Source organism: Halobacillus sp. ABR2_026 (genome assembly GCF_056158545.1).
This window is the reverse complement of record NZ_JBSWTM010000001.1, coordinates 952,501-977,730: the sequence shown is the minus strand read 5'-3', so window position 1 is coordinate 977,730 and position 25,230 is coordinate 952,501. Positions and strand designations below refer to the sequence as shown.

The 25,230-nt window shown below is 43.7% G+C and carries 20 protein-coding genes, 1 tRNA gene, 1 pseudogene and 1 riboswitch (1 of these 23 only partly in view); of the genes and pseudogenes, 3 read left to right on the top strand and 19 right to left on the bottom strand.

Annotated features, from left to right (window positions below):
* Positions 1–254 precede the first annotated feature (254 nt).
* The 6 genes from odhB to ACXADE_RS04975 all read right to left on the bottom strand — a co-directional run bounded on the left by odhB (position 255) and on the right by ACXADE_RS04975 (position 11,340).
* Positions 255–1,571 carry a 2-oxoglutarate dehydrogenase complex dihydrolipoyllysine-residue succinyltransferase gene (gene odhB, locus ACXADE_RS05000; protein ID WP_474979394.1) on the bottom strand — a complete coding sequence of 439 codons (1,317 nt, stop codon included), beginning with the start codon at positions 1,569–1,571 and terminating at the stop codon, positions 255–257.
* The gene (locus ACXADE_RS04995; RefSeq protein WP_474982196.1) at positions 1,558–4,377 is read right to left on the bottom strand and encodes a 2-oxoglutarate dehydrogenase E1 component; all 2,820 of its coding nucleotides are present in this window, start codon (positions 4,375–4,377) and stop codon (positions 1,558–1,560) included. Before ACXADE_RS04995 ends, odhB begins: the two co-directional genes overlap by 14 nt.
* A 255-nt stretch (positions 4,378–4,632) precedes the next feature.
* Positions 4,633–6,732, bottom strand: a complete 2,100-nt coding sequence (locus ACXADE_RS04990) for an RNA degradosome polyphosphate kinase (RefSeq protein WP_474979393.1) — start codon at positions 6,730–6,732, stop codon at positions 4,633–4,635.
* Between the two features lie 155 nt (positions 6,733–6,887).
* Positions 6,888–8,423: an exopolyphosphatase gene (gene ppx, locus ACXADE_RS04985; protein ID WP_474979392.1), complete on the bottom strand. Its 1,536-nt coding sequence runs from the start codon at positions 8,421–8,423 to the stop codon at positions 6,888–6,890.
* Positions 8,424–8,510: 87 nt separating this feature from the next.
* Positions 8,511–10,406, bottom strand: a complete 1,896-nt coding sequence (locus ACXADE_RS04980; protein WP_474979391.1) for a PrkA family serine protein kinase — start codon at positions 10,404–10,406, stop codon at positions 8,511–8,513.
* 754 nt (positions 10,407–11,160) lie between these two features.
* Positions 11,161–11,340: a hypothetical protein gene (locus tag ACXADE_RS04975; RefSeq protein WP_474979390.1), complete on the bottom strand. Its 180-nt coding sequence runs from the start codon at positions 11,338–11,340 to the stop codon at positions 11,161–11,163.
* Between the two features lie 192 nt (positions 11,341–11,532).
* Between ACXADE_RS04975 and ACXADE_RS04970 the strand changes: the two genes are divergently transcribed.
* Both ACXADE_RS04970 and lipA read left to right on the top strand, forming a co-directional pair.
* On the top strand, positions 11,533–12,348 hold the full coding sequence (locus ACXADE_RS04970) for a lipoate--protein ligase family protein (RefSeq protein WP_474979389.1): 816 nt from the start codon (positions 11,533–11,535) through the stop codon (positions 12,346–12,348).
* A 19-nt stretch (positions 12,349–12,367) separates the two neighbouring features.
* Positions 12,368–13,312, top strand: coding sequence for a lipoyl synthase (lipA, locus tag ACXADE_RS04965; RefSeq protein ID WP_474979388.1), 945 nt, complete (start codon positions 12,368–12,370; stop codon positions 13,310–13,312).
* A gap of 42 nt (positions 13,313–13,354) precedes the next feature.
* On the opposite strand, the gene ACXADE_RS04960 is transcribed toward lipA, so the two are convergent.
* The 13 genes from ACXADE_RS04960 to ACXADE_RS04900 form a co-directional block, all read right to left on the bottom strand.
* The gene (locus ACXADE_RS04960) at positions 13,355–13,636 is read right to left on the bottom strand and encodes a hypothetical protein (RefSeq protein WP_474979387.1); all 282 of its coding nucleotides are present in this window, start codon (positions 13,634–13,636) and stop codon (positions 13,355–13,357) included.
* 469 nt (positions 13,637–14,105) lie between these two features.
* Positions 14,106–14,576 (bottom strand): transposase, encoded by a 471-nt coding sequence (locus ACXADE_RS04955; protein ID WP_474979386.1) that lies wholly within the window; start codon positions 14,574–14,576, stop codon positions 14,106–14,108.
* A 293-nt stretch (positions 14,577–14,869) separates the two neighbouring features.
* Positions 14,870–15,346, bottom strand: coding sequence for a tRNA (uridine(34)/cytosine(34)/5-carboxymethylaminomethyluridine(34)-2'-O)-methyltransferase TrmL (gene trmL, locus ACXADE_RS04950; RefSeq protein WP_474979385.1), 477 nt, complete (start codon positions 15,344–15,346; stop codon positions 14,870–14,872).
* Between the two features lie 51 nt (positions 15,347–15,397).
* A complete protein-coding gene (locus ACXADE_RS04945; protein ID WP_474979384.1) occupies positions 15,398–16,267 on the bottom strand; it encodes an amidase domain-containing protein in 870 nt (289 codons plus the stop codon).
* Positions 16,268–16,352: 85 nt separating this feature from the next.
* On the bottom strand, positions 16,353–16,901 hold the full coding sequence (locus tag ACXADE_RS04940; protein ID WP_474979383.1) for a methylated-DNA--[protein]-cysteine S-methyltransferase: 549 nt from the start codon (positions 16,899–16,901) through the stop codon (positions 16,353–16,355).
* Between the two features lie 68 nt (positions 16,902–16,969).
* Entirely contained in the window at positions 16,970–18,103 is a 1,134-nt protein-coding gene (queG, locus tag ACXADE_RS04935; protein WP_474979382.1) for a tRNA epoxyqueuosine(34) reductase QueG, read from the bottom strand.
* 17 nt (positions 18,104–18,120) lie between these two features.
* Positions 18,121–18,903 carry a P-loop domain-containing protein gene (locus ACXADE_RS04930; RefSeq protein WP_474979381.1) on the bottom strand — a complete coding sequence of 261 codons (783 nt, stop codon included), beginning with the start codon at positions 18,901–18,903 and terminating at the stop codon, positions 18,121–18,123.
* A complete protein-coding gene (locus ACXADE_RS04925) occupies positions 18,839–19,831 on the bottom strand; it encodes a P-loop domain-containing protein (protein WP_474979380.1) in 993 nt (330 codons plus the stop codon). Before ACXADE_RS04925 ends, ACXADE_RS04930 begins: the two co-directional genes overlap by 65 nt.
* Before the next feature lie 129 nt (positions 19,832–19,960).
* A tRNA-Gly gene (locus ACXADE_RS04920) sits at positions 19,961–20,034 on the bottom strand.
* Positions 20,035–20,716: 682 nt separating this feature from the next.
* Entirely contained in the window at positions 20,717–21,169 is a 453-nt protein-coding gene (locus tag ACXADE_RS04915) for a hypothetical protein (protein WP_474979379.1), read from the bottom strand.
* Positions 21,170–21,323: 154 nt separating this feature from the next.
* Positions 21,324–21,761, bottom strand: coding sequence for a hypothetical protein (locus ACXADE_RS04910; protein ID WP_474979378.1), 438 nt, complete (start codon positions 21,759–21,761; stop codon positions 21,324–21,326).
* A gap of 24 nt (positions 21,762–21,785) precedes the next feature.
* Entirely contained in the window at positions 21,786–22,307 is a 522-nt protein-coding gene (locus tag ACXADE_RS04905; protein ID WP_474979377.1) for a hypothetical protein, read from the bottom strand.
* Between the two features lie 132 nt (positions 22,308–22,439).
* Positions 22,440–23,612: a TraB/GumN family protein gene (locus ACXADE_RS04900; protein ID WP_474979376.1), complete on the bottom strand. Its 1,173-nt coding sequence runs from the start codon at positions 23,610–23,612 to the stop codon at positions 22,440–22,442.
* Between the two features lie 134 nt (positions 23,613–23,746).
* Positions 23,747–23,848: riboswitch (purine riboswitch) on the top strand.
* 60 nt (positions 23,849–23,908) lie between these two features.
* Here ACXADE_RS04900 and ade point away from each other — a divergent pair.
* Positions 23,909–25,230, top strand: a pseudogene (gene ade / locus ACXADE_RS04895) (adenine deaminase) (it continues 416 nt past the right edge of the window).

Genomic DNA, 25,230 nt, shown 5'->3' with positions numbered 1-25,230 from the left:
TCCTCCTCGAGTATTACTCTATCGTATGCAGGTCCACTGAAATGGATGAAAGATATTGAGATATGCATGGAACATTTGTGTTTTTTGCCTACTCCACCTATCTATCTTTGCCCTATCAATATGGAAAACGGAAGGTTCTTGCCCTTTCTGGCATGAGAATCACAACACTAAAGGGGGCTTCCGCTTCTTAGCCAACAGGACACTCCGTAATTTCCGATAAAAAAATCCCCTGCCGCTGTGGCAGGGGATTAGCATTAACCTTCAAGCAATAAGTCGTATGGATCTTCAATCATTTCTTTAATTCTACGCAGGAACTGGACGGCATCTTTACCATCTACAATTCTGTGATCGTAAGAAAGGGCAATATACATCATCGGACGAGCTTCGATCGTGTCATCCGGCATGACTTTCGCACGTTTTTCAATGTTGTGTAAACCAAGAATACCGACTTGAGGTGCATTTAAGATCGGTGTAGATAGCATGGACCCAAAGATTCCGCCGTTGGTGATCGTAAATGACCCCCCTTGAAGGTCTTCAAGGCCTAATTCTTTATTGCGGGCTTTCGTAGCCAGGTCAGCGATGCCTTTTTCAATTCCGGCAAAGTCCAGACGATCCGCGTCACGGACAACTGGTACCACAAGGCCTTCATCGGTGGAAACAGCCATGCCGATATCATAGAACTGCTTCTTAATAATTTCATTGCCTTGAATCTCGGCATTAAGCAGTGGGAATTCCTTCAAAGCGCCTACAGCAGCTTTCGTAAAGAAGGACATGAATCCAAGCTTGATCTCGTGTTTCTTCTGGAAGGACTCTTTCCGGTCACTTCTAAGCTTCATCACATTAGTCATATCTACTTCATTAAAAGTAGTAAGCATAGCAGACTCCTGTTGAACCTCAACCAGGCGTTTAGCGATTGTCTGACGTCTGCGGGACATCTTCTCACGCTCGACCGGTTTATCAAATTCAGTTTTCTTGGATTCTTCCTTTTTCTTCTCCTGTTTCTTCTGCTTCTCATCAGAAGAATTGGAAGACCCTTTTGAATCCTGCTTATTTCCGCCTTTAGCGGCTTCATCAACATCCTCCGGACGAATACGGCCAAGAGGGTCACGGGCAGAAATCTCACTCAAGTCGATTCCTAGTTCACGTGCACGTTTACGAGCAGCTGGAGTCGCAATGACGTCCTTGGTGTTATTACTGGATGTCTCTTTCTGCTCATTCGCAGATTGTTGCTTTTCTTCTTGTTTCTCGGATTCTTCGTTGGATTGTTCGCTCTTACTTTCCGGCTCTGATTCTTCCTCTTTTGAAGAAGTATCTTCACCTGAACCTCCAGCTTCGCCATTTTCATCCACTTTAGCAATGACATCGCCGACTTCCACGTCGTCACCTGCTTCTCTTAACAATTCTGCAATGACTCCACTTGCGTCTGCATTCACTTCCACGTTTACTTTATCTGTCTCAAGCTCGAGAATCGGGTCTCCCTTTTCCACTTGATCCCCTTGTTTAACGAGCCATTCTGATATTGTACCTTCTGTGATGGATTCAGCTAATTCAGGAACTTTAATTTCCTTCATTTGTTTCTCCTCCTTTAGACATCTGTAGCGCTTCATGAATGATTCGATTCTGCTCTGTTTTATGGATGTTCGGCTCTCCGACGGAAGGTGAAGCACGGTGCGGACGACCGACGAATCGGTGAATCTGCCCCTCTTTCAAGAGGTTGTGCAGGATTCCTTCGACGAAATACCAGCTACCCATGTTCTGAGGTTCTTCTTGGACCCATACTAGTTCTTCTAAATTCGGATAGGATTCCAGCATCTCCGCTAATTGCTCCTGAGGGAACGGATAGATCTGCTCAATTCTAACAGCATCAATGGTTTCAAAGGTTTGATCTGTATTGTCTACTGTATCTTCGATATCGACCATGATCTTACCACTTCCAAGAAGCAGCGATTTCACTTTTTCTTTATCCTTATTTTCAGATAAAATCGGCTGTTTCATAATCGGCTGGAAGCGTCCATCACTGAACTGGCTTCCGGCAACGGCCACTCTTTGATTCCTCAAAAGACTCTTCGGAGTCATCAATACAAGAGGACGCGCTTCTTCCTGATTACTGATGGCCGCCTGTCTTCTTAACAAATGGAAATATTGAGCGGAAGACGTAACATTGGCGACTGTCCAGTTATTTTCTGCAGCCAGTTGCAAGAAACGTTCCAGACGGGCACTTGAGTGCTCCGGCCCTTGACCTTCATATCCATGTGGAAGCAGGAAGACCATGTTGGATTTTTCGCCCCATTTGGCCCGGCCGGCTGAAACGAACTGATCGAAGATGACTTGTCCCGCATTCGCGAAGTCACCAAACTGCGCTTCCCAAAGGACCAGGGATTCTGGTGCCTGGACACTATAACCATACTCAAAGCCGATGACACCCGCTTCTGATAACGGACTGTTGTGGATGTCAAAGGATGCATTGGCCTGTTCCATGCCATGGAGAGGACAATACGTCTCCCCTGTTTCCACGTCATGAAGAACAAGGTGACGGTGGGCAAATGTCCCACGTTCCGTGTCTTGACCTGTGATCCGGATTGGACGGCCATCTTCGAGAATGGATGCGAAAGCCAAAGCTTCAGCTGTCGCCCAGTCCACTTTTTGGCCATCATCAAGCATTTTGCTGCGTCGCTGCAAGATCTTCTCAAGCTTTTTGAAACCATTGAAGCCTTCCGGACGCTTCAGCATTCCTTCATTCAAGTCTTTCAGACGTTGAAGGTCAATAGCGGTATCAATTTCATCAAGGTTTCGTTCTACCCCGCTTGGACGATCTTTCACATCCGGAGAGGACGTTTGATGTTCGTTCATATTGTTGTAAAGTTCACGGAAGTTTTTCTCCACTTCCGATTTCATGTCCTCAAGAGCGCCTTCCCCTACAACTGAATCTTCCTGCAGACGTTTTTCAAAAACGGCAGCAACCGTCGGATGCTCGTCAATCTCTTTATAGAGACGCGGCTGGGTAGCCCTTGGTTCATCCATTTCATTGTGGCCGAAACGACGGTATCCGACAAGATCGATCAAGAAATCCTTATGGAACTTTTGACGGTACTCATAAGCAAGTGCCATTGCTGACAAGCAGGCCAATGGGTCATCTGCGTTCACATGCAGGACAGGAATTTCAAAACCTTTGGCCAGGTCACTGGCATAACGAGTGGAGCGGCCATCTTTACGATTCGTTGTAAAACCGACAAGGTTGTTAGCAATAATATGAACAGTTCCTCCTGTCCTATATCCCGGAAGATCACTCATATTCAACGTTTCGGCTACAACACCTTCTCCGATAAAAGCGGCATCTCCGTGAATAAGGAGGCCGAAAGCTTCATCCTCGTCCATCTTGGCGTAGCCTGGCTCTGAACGATCATCTTGAGCTGCACGCGTAAAGCCTTCTACTACAGGGTTTACGTATTCCAAGTGGGAAGGGTTGTGACTGAGGGTGACACGTGTTGCAGACTGTTCACCATTCTCAATTTCTCTTCTGGCACCAAAGTGATACTTCACATCACCCGTCCAGCCATAGTTGATGCCCATGGAGCCTTCAGAAGGGACCAACTCTTTGTCCGGTGAATGATGGAATTCAGAAAAAATACGGTCATACGGCTTTCCGAGAATATGCGCAAGTACATTGAGGCGTCCGCGGTGAGCCATTCCCATCATAATATGTTTGATTTTATCTCCAGAAGCCGATTGAATGATGTGATCCAGCATCGGCACCATGATATCTAAGCCCTCAATGGAGAAGCGTTTCTGAGCAACGAAAGTTTTAGCAAGGAAATTCTCAAAGCCTTCAACTTCTGCAAGTCGATAGAGCAGTTGTTTCTTCTCTTCATCTGTCAACGACACCGTATAGGAGCCTGTATCGACTTTGTCCTGAAGCCATTTTCTTTCATCTTCATTATTGACATGACCAAATTCAAAAGAAATGGTCCCTGCATAGCGTTCTTTTAACGTTTTGACTACTTGTAAGGCGTTATCCAGTTTCATTGGGGCATCAGGCCACACCCAATCGGCCGGCATCTCTTCCAAGTCCTTTTCCTGTAGTCCATAAGTTTCTAACTCAAGTAAATTTGTTTTAGGTCGCTCATCACTGCCTACTGCGTAGATGTTCGCCTGCAAGTGTCCATGACGACGAATAGCCTCAACAAGTTTCAAAGCTGAGGTAATTTTAGCTATGTCCTTCTCAGAAGGTGAAGCCGATCCATTTGCGTTCGTTACAGCAATCGATTCGCTTCCCATCCATTCAGGAGCCCCGTGCTCATCAAAAATTTCCTTCAAGGAAGGATCGACAGCACTAGGATCGTTTTCATATTGTTCGTATTGTTCTTCGATGTACCCCATGTTGGGGCCATGGAAATTATCCCAAAAATTTTGAGTGGAGCCTTGTTTAGACACGTAGAATACCCCCAAGTAGTTGTTGGCTAATGTTTCCTCGAAAACGTTTCCAAGTCCATGTACTATTATAGAATTGAAACGCTTCCGTATTCAACAAATTTCGCTTAATTTTTTAATGAATTGCCAAATCCATTATAACAAGAAAGACGTACCGATGGGTACGCCTTTTTCACTTTTTGCTACTAAAGTGATATTTCATTGTCATTCTTCGTCTTCTAAGACACGGTATGCCATGTCATAGAGCTTCATTTGACTGTTGATCGACGGGGCGTTGTCAAGGCGTTTAACATGTTCATACGTTCCGTCGCTTTTCTGTTCTCTCGCTTTAACATTATCATTCAGCATGACCGTTAAGATTTTCTGCAGGCGGCTTTTGATTTCAGGTTCATAAATCGGGAAAAGAAGTTCCACACGTTTGACCATGTTCCTCGTCATCATGTCAGCAGAGGATAAGTAGACACGATCATCACCGTTATGGTGAAAATAGAAGATACGGCTATGCTCCAGGAAACGCCCGACGATACTGATCACACGGATATTGTCACTGAATCCTTGAATTCCCGGTCTGAGACAGCAGATTCCCCTGACAATCAAATCGATTTTCACGCCTGCTTGAGAGGCTTCGTAAAGCTTCATAATCAAATTTTTATCTGTCAGAGAATTCATTTTAGCGATGATATGCCCATTGCCATGCTGCTTCTGAAATCGGATTTCGTTATTAATGTACCGAATAAAGTCATTTCTGATATCAAATGGAGCCATGGACAAATGATGAAATTGTGGTTTTTCCGTAAATCCGCTCAGATAATTGAAAAAGTCTGTCGCGTCAATCCCGAATTTACGCTTGGACGTAATGATTCCCATATCTGTGTAGAGCGAAGCTGTCTGGTCATTGTAGTTCCCTGTTCCAAGGTGAACAAAACGTTCAATTTTCTTGTCTTTCTTCCTGACGACGAGCGTGATTTTACTATGCGTTTTCAGGTAAGTCATCCCATAAATAACATGGCATCCTGATTTTTCAAGCTCTTTCGCCCACTGCACGTTATTTTCTTCATCAAAACGGGCTTTAAGTTCTACAAGGACAGTAACCTGCTTGCCTTTTTCCGCTGCACGTTTAAGGGCATCGATAATCGGAGAATCTCCACTTACCCGGTAAAGTGTCTGTTTGATGGCTAACACATAAGGGTCATCGGCTGCTTCGGAGACAAAGTCAACGACAGGTTCAAAAGATTCAAAAGGGTGGTGCAGAAACACATCACGTTCCATAACCTGTTCAAAAATATTCTCATCACTTGCCAGATCCCGAGGCGGCTGAGGCATCAATGTTTCATAGTAGAGATGGTCCTTAATATCTGTGAACGTCTTGTGGAATTTGAACAGGAAGGTCAAATCCAATGGTCCGTTCGTAATATAAAGATCATCTTTATGAATTTCCAATACATTCAACAAAAACCGGATCACTTTCTCGTCATACTTCCCGTCGCGGACCTCCAGACGGACAGCGGCCCCCCACTTCCGTTTCTTAAGTTCTTTCTCGATTTCCTTCAATAAATCGCGTGCGCCTTCTTCATGAATCGTCATATCAGCATTTCTCGTTATTCTGAACTCAGTGATCGATTCCACTCTATATCCTTTGAATAATTTGCCAATAAAATACCCGATAATTTCTTCCAATAAGACATATTGGTATTTATCCTTGTGATCTACAGCCACAAATCGGTCCAGTACAGAAGGCACCTGAACAATAGCTGTCTTCGTTTCCCCCTCACGATCGATCTCATCATGTATGACGACAGCAAGGTTGATGGACTTATTCAACAGCATCGGAAATGGACGATAGGCATCGACCGCCATAGGAGTCAGAACAGGAAAAATTTCTTCATCAAAGTAAGTTTCAAAACGACCGATCTCCTCTTTCGTTAAATCATCGATCGACAGAATTGAAATCCCCTCATTTTCCAATTCCGGTTTCATCGATTGATACGCTGCATACTGTTTCTCCACGTTCTGATGATTATATTCAGCAATTCGATTCAACTGCTGTTTTGGAGTCAAGCCGGCTTTGTTTTCTGGTTTATTAAATCCGGCCTTCACCTGGTCCTTCAATCCTGCCACCCGTACCATGAAAAATTCATCAAGGTTGGAAGACACGATGGCTAAAAATTTCAAACGTTCAAGCAAAGGGTTATCCATATCCAGAGCTTCATCCAAAACCCGCTCGTTAAAACCAAGCCAGCTAAGCTCCCGATTATTATAAAACAACGGATTGTCCAATTCCTTCGTTTTCAGTTCAATTGACATTACGCACACCCTTTACACCTGTATTCACATTCAGTCTAGTAAACGTTTATAGAGCGCCTATTAATAACAAGTTAATTTATTGTAAAAAAAGCATTAAAAATGTCGAATGTTGGGATGAGGGTTGAAAATTGTAAAAAAAAGCAGCCCGGTTCGGACTACTTTTTATTTTCCACAAAAGAGAGATGGATAGTCTTCTTCAGGGATTTTTCCAAATGTTTTTTTTGTTTCTCTGCCTGATATTCCTCCGGCATATACGCCCCATTGCATGTAAGTGTGATGCTGAGGTCGTCCCCATCATTTGAGACTTCCAGTTTTTCCACCACCTGCCGGCGCGTGCTGTCCAGACTATAACAGAACTTCAACATCGACCCAAGAAGTCGAATTTTTTTCCTCTCTTCTTTTAGAAACCACTGTTTATAGGGGGAAAGAAACTGCTTGAAAATCGTCTTATTTTTAAAGGACGCCATCAAAGCCATCCTTAATCGCTCCATATGCATAAGGCCGTCAATCGTCCGGTTAGCCAGAAGGTAGAACGTATGCTGGGAACTTGATTCATTATCGATATATTCACCGAGGTTGAAAACATAGCTCGCTCTTTTCACTTCCTGCCAGTCTTTTTTCTTAAGCGAACCGATTCCCCTGTCATGAAGCTGATGAAATAAATCATGAGTCAGATGCTGCACATGCTGGATCTGTTTCACATTCAAATCATAATCACTAATCAGTTCCTGAATGCTTTCTTCCAATACGTTCGGAAAGACAGAGGTCCCCATATCCCTTGTCAACTGCTCATAAAACACCCCGTCGCGCAAACCTTTCCTGCTTAAAATAAAGCCTGAGGATTGAACCGTATCATATAATGTGTGAAAAACTTCCGTAGCTGGAAGGATTATATCCGCCCGGTCTTTCGATAACCCTTCCACTTTCTGCATTTTTTTCATATTCAGGGTGAAAAGGTAATTTTTAATAAACGCTAGATCGCTGTCTTTCATTTTGTATTGATGAAGGCCTGCAAGAGGATACTCTTTCAAGTTTTGGTCAATTTGAACAAGGTTTCGTGCTCCCCCGCCAATCCCGATCAATGGAATGTTCTTCTTCTTCAGCCACGGAAGTGATTGAAATTCTTCCATTAAATAATGACGAAGATTGGACATCTCGTCTTCAGTCGGGAGGTCTTTGTTGAAGAAATCCTGCTTGAGTGTAAGCGCCCCAAAAGGAAAGCTGTGGGATTCGATTAATTTCCTGTCTTTAAAATATGTAACTTCCGTACTTCCACCACCGATATCAACCGTGACACCTTCACTTATCGGAGTAGAATTTACAACGGCTAAATACCCATAATAAGCCTCTTCATGATCAGAGAGGATACGCATATCGAATCCGGTGTGGTCGGAAACCTGGTGGATGATTTCAGACTGATTTTCGGCTTGGCGGATCGTTGCTGTTGCTACACAGACCATTTCCTCTAAAACATAGGACTCCGCTACCTGCTTGAAACTCTTTAATGTAGTCAGGAGGATTTGGATGCCCTCTGTTGATAATAATCCATCATCCATGAGGTGATTCCTTAACCTGGCTACTGCCTTCACGTTCTCTATTTCACGAAGACGTCCACCCTTTTCTCTCAGGTATATGACTAAACGCATAGTGTTCGATCCAATATCGATAATTGCATAATGATTCTTGGTCATCATCTCACCCCACTTCATTTTTTGCCATTATACCATAAGAAAACGCCCTCTAATATGAAGAAGAGGGCGCTTTTAAATAGGAGATTTTTATCTATTCAATAAACTTCCGACATATTTCAATAATTCATTGGCCGAGCTCGAATTGTAACCATGTTCATCGATGAGGGTCGCAACCACTTCATTGATTTTCTTAAGCTGCTGTTCATCCGGTGTCTTCGTGGACGTCGTAATCTTCACGACATCTTTCAAATCGGCAAAAAGCTTCTTCTGAATCGCTTCACGCAACCGCTCATGAGATTGGTAATCAAATTTCTTCCCTTTTCGTGCGTACGCGGAAATTCGGATCAGAATCTCTTCACGGAACGCCTTCTTAGCATTTTCCGATACCCCGATCTGCTCTTCAATCGAACGCATGAGCCGCTCATCCGGATTCAATTCTTCCCCAGTCAGCGGGTCTCTCAACTTCGCTTTGTTACAGTAAGCCTCTACATTATCCAAGTAATTATCCATCAAGGTAACCGCAGACTCTTCATAAGAGTAGACGAAAGCTTTCTGAACTTCTTTCTTGGCAATTTCATCGTACTCTTTTCTCGCCAATGAAATGAAGTCGAGGTAACGCTCTTTATCTTCACTGGAAATGGAAGCGTGACTTCCGAGACCATCTTTTAAAGACCGTAATACATCAAGCGCATTGATCGAGGTCAGTTCTTTTTTAATGATTGTAGAAGAAATACGGTTGATGACATAACGCGGGTCAATGCCGCTCATTCCTTCATCCGCATGCTCTTTCTTTAATTCCTCTACATCCACATCGCTGAACCCTTCCAAAATCTCACCATCATAGAGACGCATTTTCTTCAATACATCAATCGATGCTTTCTTCGACTCCTTAAGTCGAGTCAAAATGGTAAACATCGCAGCGACCCTCAGTGTATGGGGAGCGATGTGAACGTCTCTAATATCACTCTCACGAATCATCTTTTCATAGATGCGCTCTTCCTGGCTTACCTTCAGGTTATACGGCACAGGCATTACGATCATACGGGAATGCAGGGCTTCATTCTTCTTATTAGCAATGAAAGAACGATACTCGGCTTCGTTCGTATGAGCGATAATCAACTCATCGGCTGAAATAAGAGCGAAGCGTCCTGCTTTGAAGTTCCCTTCCTGCGTCAAGCTGAGCAAATGCCAGAGGAACTTTTCATCACATTTCAGCATTTCCTGAAATTCCATGATTCCTCGGTTGGCTTTGTTTAATTCCCCATCAAATCGATAAGCCCTTGGATCTGATTCAGAACCATACTGGGCAATCGTGGAAAAGTCGATCGATCCAGTTAAGTCCGCAATATCCTGCGATTTCGGATCAGAAGGACTGAAGGTACCAATGCCTGTACGCTTATCCTCTGAGAAAAATATACGTTCAACTAAAACATCTTCAATCCTGCCGCCATACTCTGTTTCCACACGCATCGTATTAAGCGGGGACAAACTTCCCTCGATCCGGATGCCATACTCTTCCTGAAAATCTTTACGTAGATGATTCGGAACAAGGTGTAGAGGGTCTTCGTGCATCGGACAACCCTTAATGGCAAAAACGGCCCCTTCATCTGTGTGAGTGTATTGTTCCATGCCGCGCTTTAAGAGATTAACCAGAGTGGACTTACCGCCACTGACTGGCCCCATTAATAGCAGGATACGCTTTCTGACATCCAGCCTTCTTGCTGCCGGATGGAAATATTCTTCCACAAGTTTCTCCATCGCTTCATCCAAGCCATAAATATCTTCATCAAAGAACTTGTATCGTTTATGATCGTGCTCCTCAGCAACCCCCGCATTTTTAATCATATTGTAAACGCGGGAATGGGCGGATTGCGCTAGATATGGGCGCTCTCTCAATAGTTCCAAATATTCTGCGAATGTACCTTCCCACTTCAGTTCTTCTTCATGTTCCCGGTGGTCTTGTATTTTCTTTAAAATGTCCACTTCGCGACCTCCCCCGTCGTAAGAGACGAATTTTAATACATCCTATGCCTGGCTACTGTAAAACATGTGTAAATTAGAAATGTGGAGGCATCCTGGTAGACGCGACAAGCATAAGACAAACGCTGCAGTGGTGCGTTTCTTCACCACGGAAGCGGTTGTCTTATGTCTCGAGCGTCTGGATGCCGGAGCTGGACACAACTACACGAGAAATATGGAAGCGGCCTGCTTAGACACGACAAGCATAAGACAAACAGCGCAGTGGTGTGTTCTCCACCACGGAGGCGGTTGACTTATGTCTCGAGTGTCTGGCCGCTACGACTGGACACTTTGATACGAAATGATGCGGCACCCTGGATGAAACGACAAGCATAAGGCAATTGATGCAGTGGTGCATTCTTTCACCACGAAGGCAGCTGACTTATGTCTTGAGCGTCCGGGCGCCAGAGCTGGACACGAATAGCATAAAACAGATCACCGAGTAGATGGTCGTCCACTTCTGCGGCCATTGTTTTCGGCATCGAACAACTGGAAACTGCGACTGAGAAATACTGAAGAAATGATCCACCTGCCTCCCTCTATAAGTCATAAAGACGTATTTCGGGAAACTATTACGGACAGATCAAACACATAAACCATAAACTCCTAGAAGACAACAAATAAAAGCAGTTTTCATTGGGGAGGGGAGAAATCCCCTCTCCTCAACCCTATGCCCCCTTCCCCTATTCATGACAGAAAAAAAGGACTGACTATAAAGTCAATCCTCTTCGTAATCCTTTTCTTGTATATACCTGCGCCTTTTTGAAAGTCCCATAATCAAAAAAGCTATGAATAAAAATAGATTCAGCCACCGAAAATCATCATAAAAGATAGCTAATAATGCCCAAATGGCTGCGCTTATTAAGAAAAGGATGCTGGAAATCATCGTTTGGTTCACGTTCATCCCTCCTACCTCTATTATAAAACAACCAGATCCGAATGTATGTCAGTTTTTCAGCAATGAGTAAGTAGTCCTAAATGGGATGAATAAAGCTTTTAGTAAATTTTGACACGATTATCCGCCCTTGTTAGAATTGTTAGGAATATTTTAATTGGATAAAGTGCTCGACTAAAGAAAGAAGGACTGCGAATGGAAAAATGGTACTTTGTCGATTCAGGTCATTGTACACCTGCTGTAAATATGGCATTAGATGAAGCTCTGATGAAATGGCACCGCAATGGTGAGATCCCGCCGGTTCTCCGCTTTTACGGATGGAAGCCTGCTGGTTTATCCGTTGGTTATTTTCAAAAAGTCAAAGGTAAAATAGATCTCGAAGGCGTCCAAAAACATGGATATGAACTTGTACGCCGCCAGACGGGCGGAAGAGCTGTCCTACATGACAATGAACTGACATATAGTGTAATCGTCTCAGAAAATCACCCGGAAATGCCGGATTCCGTTAAAGAAGCCTATTTAGTAATCTCGCAAGGGCTGCTCCAAGGATTCACAAACCTCGGCATCCAAGCTGAATTTGCTGTCCCTGAAGGAAAACTGGATGTGGCAGGATCAGCCGTTTGTTTTGAAGAACCTTCCTGGTATGAACTGATTGTCGATGGTAAAAAAGCGGCAGGAAGTGCTCAGACTCGTAAAAAAGGGATCATCCTCCAACACGGCTCCATTCCGATTGATGTGGATGACATCAAACTGTTCGATATGTTCATATATAAAAATGAACGAATAAAAGAACGAGCGCGTAAGGCATTTGGTGACAAAGCTGTAGCGATCAATCAGATTCTTGATCAACCTGTTACTTATGATGATACGAAAGATGCTTTCAAAAGTGGTTTCGCGAAAGGCCTCGGAGTCAATTTAGAACCCTTCGAGCTTTCAGACGCCCAATGGAAGGAAGTCATGAAGATCGCCGAAGAACGTTATGCCAACGATGAATGGAACTATGCCCGATAACGAAAAAGGAGTGAGTAAAGTGGCTAAAAATCAAGAATACATAAGAAAACCCGACTGGCTGAAGATAAAAATCAATACGAATAAGTCCTACACAGGCCTTAAAAAGCTGATGAGGGATAAAAAGCTTAATACTGTATGTGAAGAAGCACGGTGCCCGAACATTCACGAATGCTGGAGTGAACGTAAAACCGCTACGTTCATGATTCTTGGAGATACTTGTACAAGAGGGTGTCGTTTCTGCGCCGTGAAAACGGGGCTACCGAACGAGCTGGACTGGGACGAACCAGAACGTGTCGCCGATTCTGTTGAAATCATGGGGCTTAAGCACGTCGTAGTGACCGCTGTGGCCCGTGATGACTTAAATGATGGAGGAGCAGCTGTTTTCGCCGAAACAGTGAAAGCGATCCGCGAGCGTGTTCCTGGGTGTACAGTTGAAATCCTCCCTTCGGATATGAAAGGAGACTACGAAAGCCTGCATACTCTTATGGGTGGTGAGCCGGACATTTTCAACCATAATATCGAAACTGTGCGACGCCTGACGAAAAAAGTCCGTGCACGCGCTATGTATGACCGCTCGTTAGAATTGTTGAAACGTGTAAAAGAAATCCGACCGAATACCCCGACGAAATCAAGCATCATGGTCGGCCTGGGTGAAACAAAAGAAGAGATCGTCGAAGCCATGGATGATCTCCTAGCACATAATGTCGATATTATGACAATCGGACAATACCTGCAACCGACGAAAAAACATTTGAATGTCGAACGTTATTACCACCCGGATGAATTTGAAGAGCTTAAGAAAATTGCACTTGAAAAAGGCTTCAAGCACTGCGAAGCAGGACCAATGGTACGCTCGTCCTATCATGCAGATGAACAAGTCAACGCTACCTCTGCCCAACGTCGAATTAAGTACATGCAGGGGTATGAATCCCAAGGGAAAGAGTTAGATACAACAAACTTTTAAAAAAACCGCCCCTCATTATCATTGATGAGGGGCATTTATTTTTTACCATTGGCCTCCGTAATAAGGGGGACGGTTATATCCATAGCCATATGGCCCCGGCCCACCTGGACCGCCTGGACCGTAGGGACCTGGACCTCCATAATACTGGGGCGGTGGAGGCGGTGGTCCGCCAAATCCTCCGTAAAAACCAGGTGCCAGTGCTCCACCGATAAAACCGCCGAGCAGCCCACCAGCAAAAGGCCCTAAAAAGAAGAAACGCTCATCCTCTTCACGGAAGAAATCTTCGGCTTGGTATGGGTCATAGTAATAGTCATAGTGGTTCATTCATGATCCTCCAATCCATCCTTGGTTATTCACCTACCCTTCACTTTATGTAGACGACTGCCCTTACGTATAGGCATGTGTCATCAAGTAAAGGATAATTTTAACTGGACAAACAATTCACATCTATCCAGAAATCGGGTATAATAGGAATTAATCATGCTTGTCTGGCTACATAAAGGAGGACCACTCATGAATCTTACATTAATTATTCTTGTCTGTGTCGCATTTATTACTGCTATTTTTTGTGCCGGATACGATACAAAACCAGGTTCGCCAAAAAAATAAGCAGTAAAAAAAGCATCCCGTTGGGGATGCTTTTTATTTTGGTGCGTTTTCCTCTTCGGTGGTTCCTCTATGATGGTTCCTCTATGGTGGTTCCAGGTACAAGAAAAGGAATTTTGGGTGCCAGGTTTGCTGTGCATCCATTCACATTCATAAACTCTAAAAGCCTGGAACACCGTTCGGGTTTTTAGGGTTTATGAACGTTTGTATAGATGGGCTGAAGTGCTTCCATAAGCTCTGTTGTAATAAAACCTGTATTGTTCTCATCATCATAATAACAATGCGAAGTCCATAAAGGGTGGTCAGTGAAGCGCCCGAGGTTTGCACGATCAGGATTATCATGAACATAATGACAGGCAGACACAAAGTAATGGTGGTTTAATATTAATTCGGCATGATAACGCCCTTGAAAAAGATGTCCTTCCAGTTCGTATTTCCTGTTGAAGTATTTAGAATACATGAGGTGCAGCCGGTGAAGAATTTTACCAGGGGAATGATCGATGGTCTCGATCAGAAGATGAACGTGGTTGTTCATTAAACAATAGGCATGAAGATTAAATGGGATGAGGTCTTTTGTTTTCTTTATCAAATCTAAATATTTTCCGCGATCTAAGTCGTTCCTAAAGATGTTTTGTTTTCGATTTCCACGAGCTGTCACATGAAAGATCGCTCCCGGGTACCAATAACGTCGTTTTCGAACGCCCTCTCCTCCTCTCTAACATTTATGTAACTATTATTCGGCAAAAAGCAGCAAAATCCTCTTAATTATCGGAACCTATTTTTTTGAAATCAAACCCGGTACACAAATGATAACGAATGGTACCAGGTACGTGAACAGAATTTTATGTACCTGGTACCCGGAAGAAAGTTATTCGTACCTGGTACATAAAAGAAACTCACTGAACCTGGCCCACGCCATCAGAAAAGGCGGCCGGTTGGCCGCCTTTCTGCTCATTTGATCAGGTTCGGATATCCCTGTTGCCTCAACGCTTCAAACAGGATGATGGAAGCTGTATTCGCTAAGTTCAATGATCTCACTTCATCCGTCATAGGAATCCGCAGGCAGCCATCTTCCACGCCTCTCAGCAGCTCCTTAGGAATTCCATCACTTTCCCTGCCGAAAACGAATAATAAATCCTGCTCGGTATGACTAAAGTCAAAATCCACATACGATTTCGTCCCGAAGTTTTCAATGTAGTAGATTTCTCCTTCTGGAAAAGCATCATAAAGCTCGTCTAGGGAATCGTAGTAATGCACACGTACTTTATGCCAATAATCCAAGCCAGCACGACGGACCATCTTATCATCTGTTGAAAAGCCAAGAGGACGGATTAAGTGGAGTTCTGAATTGGTCGCAAGACATGTACGAGCAATGTTTCCCGTATTCGCTGGAATTTCCGGTTGAAAGAGTACAATATGGTTAGGCATATGGCTCACCTCAGTCTAATCTTAGTCAACCACGCTATTATACCATACTCTTCAGCCATCAATTTTATAAAATTTGTATTTAATGTCAGGGGTATAGGCCGTGGAATCTTCATAAGCCCAATATCGATGCCGGCTATTGGATGTATGAGCATTCACCAATGGCATGCCATTAGCATCTTTCCGGACGACAAAGGTATTGTGATCGAACCTGCCGTCCCCTTCAAAGTCATAACAAATGATATCGCCAGGTGAGAGGAGGTGGGCGTCTGATACTTCAGTAGCTGTCAGTCCATTTCTTGCTCCTCCTAAATACCAACGGAGAGCATGAGCGACTGTCCAACTGTAACTCCAGGTCCTGCTCCCGTACCACCAGCCTTTTGTCCGGTTCGGAGACCCCCACGTCGGTCCGCCTCCAGCTCGAATACATTGAGAAACGTAATTCGTACAATCGACGTCAAAGCTCCGATATGCCGGATTATAGCTATCCCACCAACGATCGGCATATCGGACGGCTTCCCGACGGTCATAGGTGAACCTGAAACCTTCACGATCAGGAGAGTCTGAAAATTCTACAAGTAATGGTTTTGAAATACGTTCTCCCCCGCTCTTTTCAGTCAGTACACGGTGATTCAACAACTCCCCTTTTAAAAACCCTGCATAACCATAGTAATGGCCTTCTTCCATAAAATAGTGGCGGCCTGATTTTATAAGAAGAGACAAGGTCAGAAGATATTCGATTTGGGTTTGATCTTCATAAGCCATCCGCCGATATGGATGTACGTGAAACGTCAAACGCTGCAGACGGTGACCTCTTTCCTCTATCCCCTTTAATTTTTGCGTCAACCATGGCTGTTCATCCTGATCAAAGAGACGGTCCATGATTCTTTCCCAATAAAGTTGAAGCTGATATGTATCGCCCATGCTTCACCCCTCCTTTTACATCATATGAGAAGCAAAGTCGGACATGAACATGAATAAAGCAGCCCCTTCAAAAGGAGCTGCTCATTTATTGGTTTTGTTTGATGGATTGATGTTCTTTTTCAAATTCAAGCAGCTTCTGCTTTTTATCAAGCCCGCCGGCGTAACCGACTAATTTACCATTGCTTCCAATGATACGGTGGCAGGGAACAATGATGGAAAAAGGGTTCTGGTTAACGGCACCACCTACAGCCCGGATCGCTTTCGGGGCATGCATGGATACAGCGATGTCCTTATAGGATCTTGTTTCCCCATAAGGAACATGGTTGATCAGCGCTCTCCACACTTGGCGCTGAAAATCCGTCCCATAACAGTTTAAAGGGACATGAAATTCATTCCGGTGGCCTTCAAAGTAATCGGTAAGTTCCTGCTTTGTTTGCGCCACATATTTGTGGTCGGGGTCATAAACCAATTCGCCTTTGAGGAAATGTTTCTTTTTCCAAGATTGATAGGCTGGCAGCCGGTCTTCATAATGACCGAAATCAATTCGGCATAACCCTTCATCATTCGCTAGTACAGTCATTGAACCTAAAGGAGTTTCAAAAGTGTCATAGTATAAGAACGATTGATGGTTCATATCCAACCCCTTCTTTACAGTTTTTTCTATTATACAAGAGCTTCTACCCATTGAAAAGGTACATTGGTTTACTTGTTTTGAAATTGGACACCTTTTTCCATTTCGTAAAGCACTTGTTCATCCTCTTCTTTTTCCATCGCTATTTCAATGGCTTCATAACATTCAGGTTTTCCGATTTTACCCAGCCCCCATGCAGCAGTCCCACGAATGACCGGTCGTGGGTCCTCCTTCATGAGACGGATCAAATCATCAATCGCAGTCTCATCACGATAATGGGCAAGAGCGAGAATGGCATTCCTCTGAATCGGTTTTTTCCCGCGCCATGAACCCGAAATAAAGCCAAATTTCTCTTTGAACTGTCGATTGGAAATGGATAGAAGTGGGGTCAACTTCGGTTTTACGATCTCAGGGTCAGGCTCGAATTCTTCATGGTTATGAAAATCTTTCTTCCGATTCTTCGGGCATACGGTCTGGCATGTGTCGCAGCCATACAGCCGATTCCCGATTTTTGTACGAAATTCATCCGGCAGGAAGTCTTTCGTCTGTGTCAAAAAGGCAATGCAACGCTGAGCGTTCAGTTGCCCTCCTTGCACCAGTGCATCTGTCGGGCAGGCGTCCACACAAATGTTGCAGTCTCCACAGCTGTCATCCACCGGCTCATCCGGCGCAAACGGGATATTTGTAACCAACTCTCCAAGATATACATATGAACCGAATTCCGGAGTGATCACGGCACAATTTTTTCCACTGAAACCTATCCCTGCACGTTCAGCTACGGCACGATCTGAGAGCTCTCCTGTATCAACCATGGATTTCAGTTCCACTTCGGGGAATTTTTCCTGTAGGAAAGCACCTAGACGGTTAAGACGGTCACGGAGTACATGATGGTAGTCCTGCCCCCAGGAAGCCCGGCAGAAAATCCCCCGCCGGTCACCTTTTCTGCTTTTTGGGGCATCGTGCATTTTGGAAGGGTAAGCCAGGGCGATGGAGATAATGGATTGAGCACCTGAAACCAGCCTGCCGGGTTCTGTGCGCTCTTGTACGGAACCTTTTTCAAATCCGGACTGATAGCCAAGTTCCTGCTGTCTCTTCAGCCGTGCCTTCAATTCTCCGAAAACATCCGCAGATGCAAACCCAATTTTATCAATCCCTATCTCTTTACTATATGCGATAACTTCCTCTTTGAATTGATGAAAATCCACCCTGACACACCTCCTTTCTATCTTATATCTTTCACTTTCGCTGTCCGTATCCTATTTAAAGTCGCTGCAATTTCAAAGCGCCTTGGTCTGGCAAGTTCACCGGGATGCTGATCCTTAAATGGGGCAAATGAAGCAAGTCCCCGGTTGTTGAATTGTTCCTCTATGATATCAAGCAGTTCATGCATAGAATGCTGCTGCTTCAAAATCCCCTGCTTATCTAGATAAAGAAGCAGATCCGCAATCATCCTCGTTTGGGATCCATCGACAAGCTGTTCTACATAATCCAGTGTTATATCCTCACGGCCCATCAGAATCGTATGCTTTCCTTTGGCCTGGACTTTCTCTTTCTTCCCTTTACGTGTTTGAAGAGTTTGGGAAACGAACGAACGTTTCGGCACGGATCCAAAAGAAAGATCAGAAGATTCCTTCCGGGTATTTGGATACTTATCCGCAATCTGCTGCGCCTTTTCTGTCACGTTATAAGGAATATACTGATCCATCATGATCACATCATCCGCTACGTGGAAGTAGTCCCCGGAGCCTCCCATAACAAGGATGGTAGAAACTTCGAGTTCATCACGCATCTGTTTAATCTTATCAATAAATGGAGTGATTGGTTCCTTCTCTTTCACGACAAGTTCCTGCATCCGCTCATCTCTGATCATGAAGTTCGTAGCACTCGTATCTTCGTCAATTAAAAGGGTTGACGCCCCAGCTTCCAGCGATTCGACAACATTAGCAGCCTGTGATGTACTTCCACTTGCATCTCTCCGTAGAAAATCTGGAAGTATCTGTACCATGAGGTAGATTTTTAATGAATGGTGAAATATCCACTGAGGACACTTGTCGTCCATCTTCTGCTCGTACTTTGACAGCGGAAGGGTCTGTCAGAACATACTCTCGTCCATCCCCTGCAATATGAGTATACACACCACGCTCCACAGCATTCAACAGGGTACTTTTTCCATGATAACCACCGCCGACGATTAATACAATCCCACGCTTTAATGCCATGCCTGTGATCGGCTCATCCCGGTAAGGAAGGGTGATGGATACCCTGTTGGCTTCAGGACTTTGAAAAGGGACGGCACCTCTCATCGGTTTCTGACTGATGCCGCTCTCCCTAGGAAGGACGGCACCATCAGCGACAAATGATATCCAATCATTCTTTCTCATCTCATCAAGGATCGTTTGGTGCTGGTCGGCAAGCTGGCAAACGGACTCGATCTCGTTATCCTTCATAGAAAAAACGGACTGGTTCATAATCTCCGGGATAATAGAAAAGAACAATTTTTCCGCTTGTTTCCCGTTGATCCTTCTCCCATTAGCGGGGAGGCCCACCGTAAGACAGACCGTCATCCCCTCAGTGTGCAGAGAAACTGCCGTCCGTTCAAGGATCTCCTGGCCTGGTTGATCAATGGCGATCATACCGCTCTTACCAGATCCTTTTACACTGGTTTGTGTCTTGTGGATCGTTTTGGCTACGATCCGTGCCACTTGATCTTCAGCATAGTAGCGCCTACGTGCACCTTTTTTCCAATCTTGGGCCATTTTCCGTTCGGTATCGGGAATGTAAATTCTGATTTTTGAAGGAGCTGCAAAAGGATCTCCCTGAACATAATCAATCATGAGATCATATCGATCGAACGAATATTTCCCTTGTATTTGTTTATAACCTTTATAACTTTTTCCATCAATTTGTTTTAGATGCTGCTGCAATTTTTTCATCATGGATTCCTCCCTCAAATGATTGTCTATTATAGGGTTTATCCAAATTTCATCATTAAAAAACGCAATGCTTCGTTACCCATTTAACGAAACACTGCGTTGGTTCACATAAGTATAAAATAATAGCATTGGAGCGGGTGAAGGGAATCGAACCCTCGTCATCAGCTTGGAAGGCTGAGGTTTTACCATTAAACTACACCCGCGTGGAAAACAATTGATTACATTGTTGAAGATCAAATATTAGTTGTTCGGACAACTCTTATCGTTTACATTTGTAATCATAACATTCGAAATCTAGCGACGCAACATAGAATTTACGTTTTTTTGTCGGAATTTTACTTGTTCTTTACTTTTCCAGCTTCATAGAATTCTTTCCACTAGTATCCCTGTATCCCCGATCTCTTAAACAAGAAGCGTCTTTCCCTTCCCTCTTAAAAAGTTGAAGATGTGGCAGGACCCAAAAGAAGCTTGAACCGAGATCCTTCACTTCGAAGCAACCCCGAGTTCCTCTGCTCCTGCCTGTGTCAAAGCATCCAGTCAGTACTTGACTAACTTTTTTTAGACTGAAATACATAAATCATGGAGAACACGAGAAATGCCAGCAAATGGACCGAGTCGATGAACAACTTAAAGAGGTCAAGTAAAGTAGAGGACGCCATAATTTTCACCCCTATCAAGCTTTTTAATGATTGTTTCAGCCTGTTGGTGAATGCAATGATAGAAATGGAGGTCATGAATAATAAAAGTTTTCTAAAGTCTTAGATGGTTTCTTCATACTCTTCCTCAAATGATTATTTTTATACATGAGCCAGATTCGGAGTGTAATAAAAAACCAGGAAGGCTTTAAGCCTCCCTGGTTTCTTCAAGGTATACCCTTAATGACTCTTATAAAATGACAGTACTTTTCAATGCGGCAATCAAGTGCTCAAAATCTTCTTCCACTTGCTTCCTTATATCCTCCCGCTGGTAATCTTTACTTTGCTCTTTGGAACTCTCTGGTTCAATTAATAACGTACGACCTTCCATAAAGGTGATTTCAATTTTTCTAGGAGGTGTATTCTCTGACAGACTGTAATCTTCAAAGTATTCTTTCATAGATATAATACGGTCCGTAAATAAAGTTTCCTTTTTCAAGGACATGTCCTGGGAAAGGGTAAGCACGGTCAATGTACGATCATTACGATTGACGATAAACAGTTGTTGGTCTTTCGATTCGATCACTTCAAGTAAACGGTACTGATCGGACTCGAACACTTCTTCCGTAAACTCAAGAATAGCAGCCGTCTTCAAATGACTTAGTTCTTCCGTTCCCAATCTTTCTTTCAATAGAATGGACATGCGATTTAGTACCCTCCTTAAAATTTTGTACACTTTCCTCATCCCCTTCCTTATGCGGAAAAAAACATATCTAAGGAAAAATAAACAAATTTTACCACTCCGTACATGGAGAGGGGTTCGATTGTCTGATAGATTCGACAAAGCTCCCTAAAAATTACAAATAAAGGAGAAAGGCATTCGCTATGGAAACTAGGAAATATAAAAGAGCAGCTATAGATATTGGATTGACTTTAAAACGGAACAACTCGATATCATACAGGTCTTTGCCGCTCCCATATCCTTTGTTCTCAAGGTTTGCGTAACGATTTCCGATGAACTCGTTGAATTGCATAAACCAGACGAGAATAAAAATTAAAAAACCCACCGTAAAATGGGCATCTACAAATGACCATTCCAAACGGCGGGAAATCATGAGGGTCACGAGCACTTCCAAACCTAATACCAAAAGCATTGTACTTGTGACGACGATCCATTTTGGAAGGTGAACGAACAGCTTTCTTTCTAAATATCCGGCAATATGTGCACTCGTAATCGGCAGGACGAAAACGAAGGCAATAAACAGGGCGCCGACTCCCAAGATATTGATAAGCACGGACGTTCCTCCCTTATGTAATATTTATAATTGATCAGAAAGTGCTTTGAAGGAATCGACGGCTTCCTTATAGGAGGTAAACTCACGAGACTGAATTGTATGCTCGAATTTTTCAAGCGCCTTGGAAGCTAAATTTTCCAACCCTTCGTGGTTCGTACTTTTCAACAGTTTCCTAATCATCGCTTTCTTATCTTTCGTATCTTCTTCTAACGCCTTCCACTCTTCATCTGTATCCACTTGATGCTGTTCTAAATCAGCTTCTACCCCACGTCCAAGATTTTTGATCAGCTTCTTCATTTCATCATTTTTGTGGATGCTTTCCTGAATGGACCTGAGCGTTCGGGTATCAACCCACTGATTATTTTTTAACGGATTTTCTTTTTGTTCTTGTTGATCGATAATCACCGTTTCATAAGATTGCTGTTCCTGTTTGACGAAGGCCTCAACCTCCGCACCTTGCTCCTGATCGATTTCTGTTATTTGCCAAACCCCAAGTCCTAAGGCTACTACGCCTAGAATGGAAGTACCTTTAACAAACTTACTCATTTTCCATCCCTTTCTATATCCTAACTATTTTATGTTTTCCGACATTTCCTTCTTTGTAATGTGATTGTAACATTACATGAAATTACTGTAAATAAAAAAGAGGAGCATTAACCGCTCCTCTTTCCCATGACATTATAAGTTTTCTAAGAACAATCGAATGACATCCGCTCCACCTATGAACGTTCCTAATGAACTACCGATATTCGCAAGAACTACAACGAGCAGAATTCGTGTGACTTTATTATTCCAGAAGCCTTTGACACTCGTTACGTCATCCGATAGGGTTTCAAAATCCCCCACATTGGGCCTCCGGAAATAAGCTTGGACGATTCCTGCAAACCACCCTGCCGCAATCAGGGGATTTAAGGAGGTAATCGGTGCCATCACAAAGGCTGATAAAATCGCGAGAGGGTGTGCTAAAGCAGCTGCTGCTCCCAAAGCAGAGAACGACCCATTCCACAGAATCCAGCTGATCGTTTGCTGCGTGCCTGCAGCTGGATTGGACAAGAACGTGTAGAGAATGATCGATACGATCAAGACTGGAATGCTCCATCCGATAATTTTAGGAAGCTTTGATTTAGGGGGACGCTTTTTTAGTTGCTGCAAATCATGCTCTTTATGGATTTCTTGTTTGATTCCAGGAACATGGGCAGCACCTAAGACTGCAACTACTTTATTCCCCGGTGCGTCTTTAATTTTTTGAGCAAGGTACTGGTCACGCTCATCAATGAGAGGCTTCTTCAGTTTCGGGAAATTGGCTGTCAAATCTTGCAGCATGCCATCCAGCATATCCTGAGATTTCATTTTCTCTAATTCTTCCTCGGAAATCTTATCATTACTGAAAATACCATAGAATAGAGACAATAGCAGTTTCATCTTCCCACCAAAGCCTATGTTACCCCATATCCTGGAAAATGTAATTTGTATATTCCGGTCAGCTAATACAAGCTCTGCACCGGTTTCTTCTGCCGATTGGATGCCTTGTATCATTTCCTGACCTGCCTGAATGCCGAATTGCTTAGCCATCCGGCGTTGAAAGGAGGAAATCGCCAGGTTCATGAGCAGTAACGTGGCTTTTTTATTTTTAATCACTTCAAATATATCCGTGTTCTTCCACCGGTCTCCGTCCTGAATCGATTGAAACCTCTGCTCATCGAGTTCTACACAAACCGCATCTGGTCGTTCTTCTTCAATGACAGCTTTTACCTGGTCTGCACTCGCTTTGGATACGTGTGCCGTACCGATCAGAACATATTCTTTATCATCTATATGTATTCTTGTAATATTCTCTTCCACTGCAGACATTAAAACCTTCCTTTTTCACTTCCGGTTTATTTGCTTTCCCTTTTCATATTAAACTAGATGAGTCCAAATGAGAATGCTTTCGTGTAAAAACATGCCGTTGACAAGTTACTTTAGGAAGGATAAAATCTCCTATAATTATAGAAACATCAACCTTACGTATAAATTTGGAAATAAGGTCCAAATGTCTCTACCGAACCACCGTAAATGGTTTGACTACGAGAGGGGTATTCCTATCCTTCTCCAACTTTATATCAAACGCAAACACTTATGAGCGAAACTGAGGAGGAATGGAAAAAATGGACCATACAGAAATTACGAAAAAAATAAAAGTTGCCAATAAAGAGATTCCTGCAGATACAGTTATTAAGAACGCTAGGATCATCGACGTATTTTCAGGAGAGATCATTCAAAAAGACGTAGCAATCTCAGACGGGGCGATCGTAGGGCTCGGTCAGTATGAGGGAATAGAATTGATTGATGCCCGAGGACAGTACATGGCCCCTACCTTCATCGATTCCCACGTTCACATCGAATCCTCCATGGTCCCCCCATCAGAGTTCGCCAAAGTGGTTGGCCCACGGGGTGTGACGACTGTTATAACAGATCCCCACGAAATTGGAAATGTTGCAGGTACAACAGGCGTTCAATATATGCTGGATGATGCCAAAGACCAGCCCATTGACTTTCATTTCATGCTCCCCTCAAGCGTACCCGCCACCCCTTTCGAAACATCAGGTGCGGAATTGAAAGCAACTGATCTTCAGCCATTTTTAAAGGATTCACAGGTCCTGGGACTCGGAGAAGTCATGGATTATCCGTCTCTGCAAAACGCAGAACCTCTGTTGTTGAATAAAATGGAACAAACTCTCCAGTCCCAAGGGATTATAGACGGTCATCTCGCAGGGTTGGATGAGAGATGCTGTCAATATCTATTGCACGACTGGCGTGCAAACGGATCACGAGTGCAGCACAGCAGAAGAAGCTTTAACCCGTCTGCAACGAGGCATGTACGTAAGTATACGTGAAGGTTCTGCTGCCAAAGACTTAAGAGCCCTGATTCCCCTGGTGAACGAAACGAATGCCCGACGCTTTTTATTTTGCACAGATGACAAGCACATCGATGACCTTTTGAAAGAAGGAAGTATCGATCATCATATACGCCTTGCGGTGAAAGAAGGGTTAAACCCAATATCAGCCGTCCAAATGGCCACCTTGAACGCTGCAGAATGCTATGGGCTTACTAACAAAGGAGCCATTGCCCCCGGCTACACCGCCGACTTCCTTTTTTTCGATGACTTAGCAAACCTTACTGTCAATGATGTATACAAAAACGGGAAAAAGGTGGCTTCCAACGGCAAATTGGTGAATGAGATACAGACAGAAGCACCCAAACCTTCCCAAGTGACCAACAGCATCCATCTCCCTCAACTATCAAAGAAACACCTCTGTATTCCCATTCGCGAGGAGGACAGAGCTCATGTCATTAAGATCAACAAAAATCAAATCAGGACCGATCACCTGATTGAGCGTGTGGATGTGAAGTCAGGATATTTTCAACCAAACATAGACAAAGATCAGGCTAAACTAGTCGTTGTGGAAAGACACCACGGTACCGGAA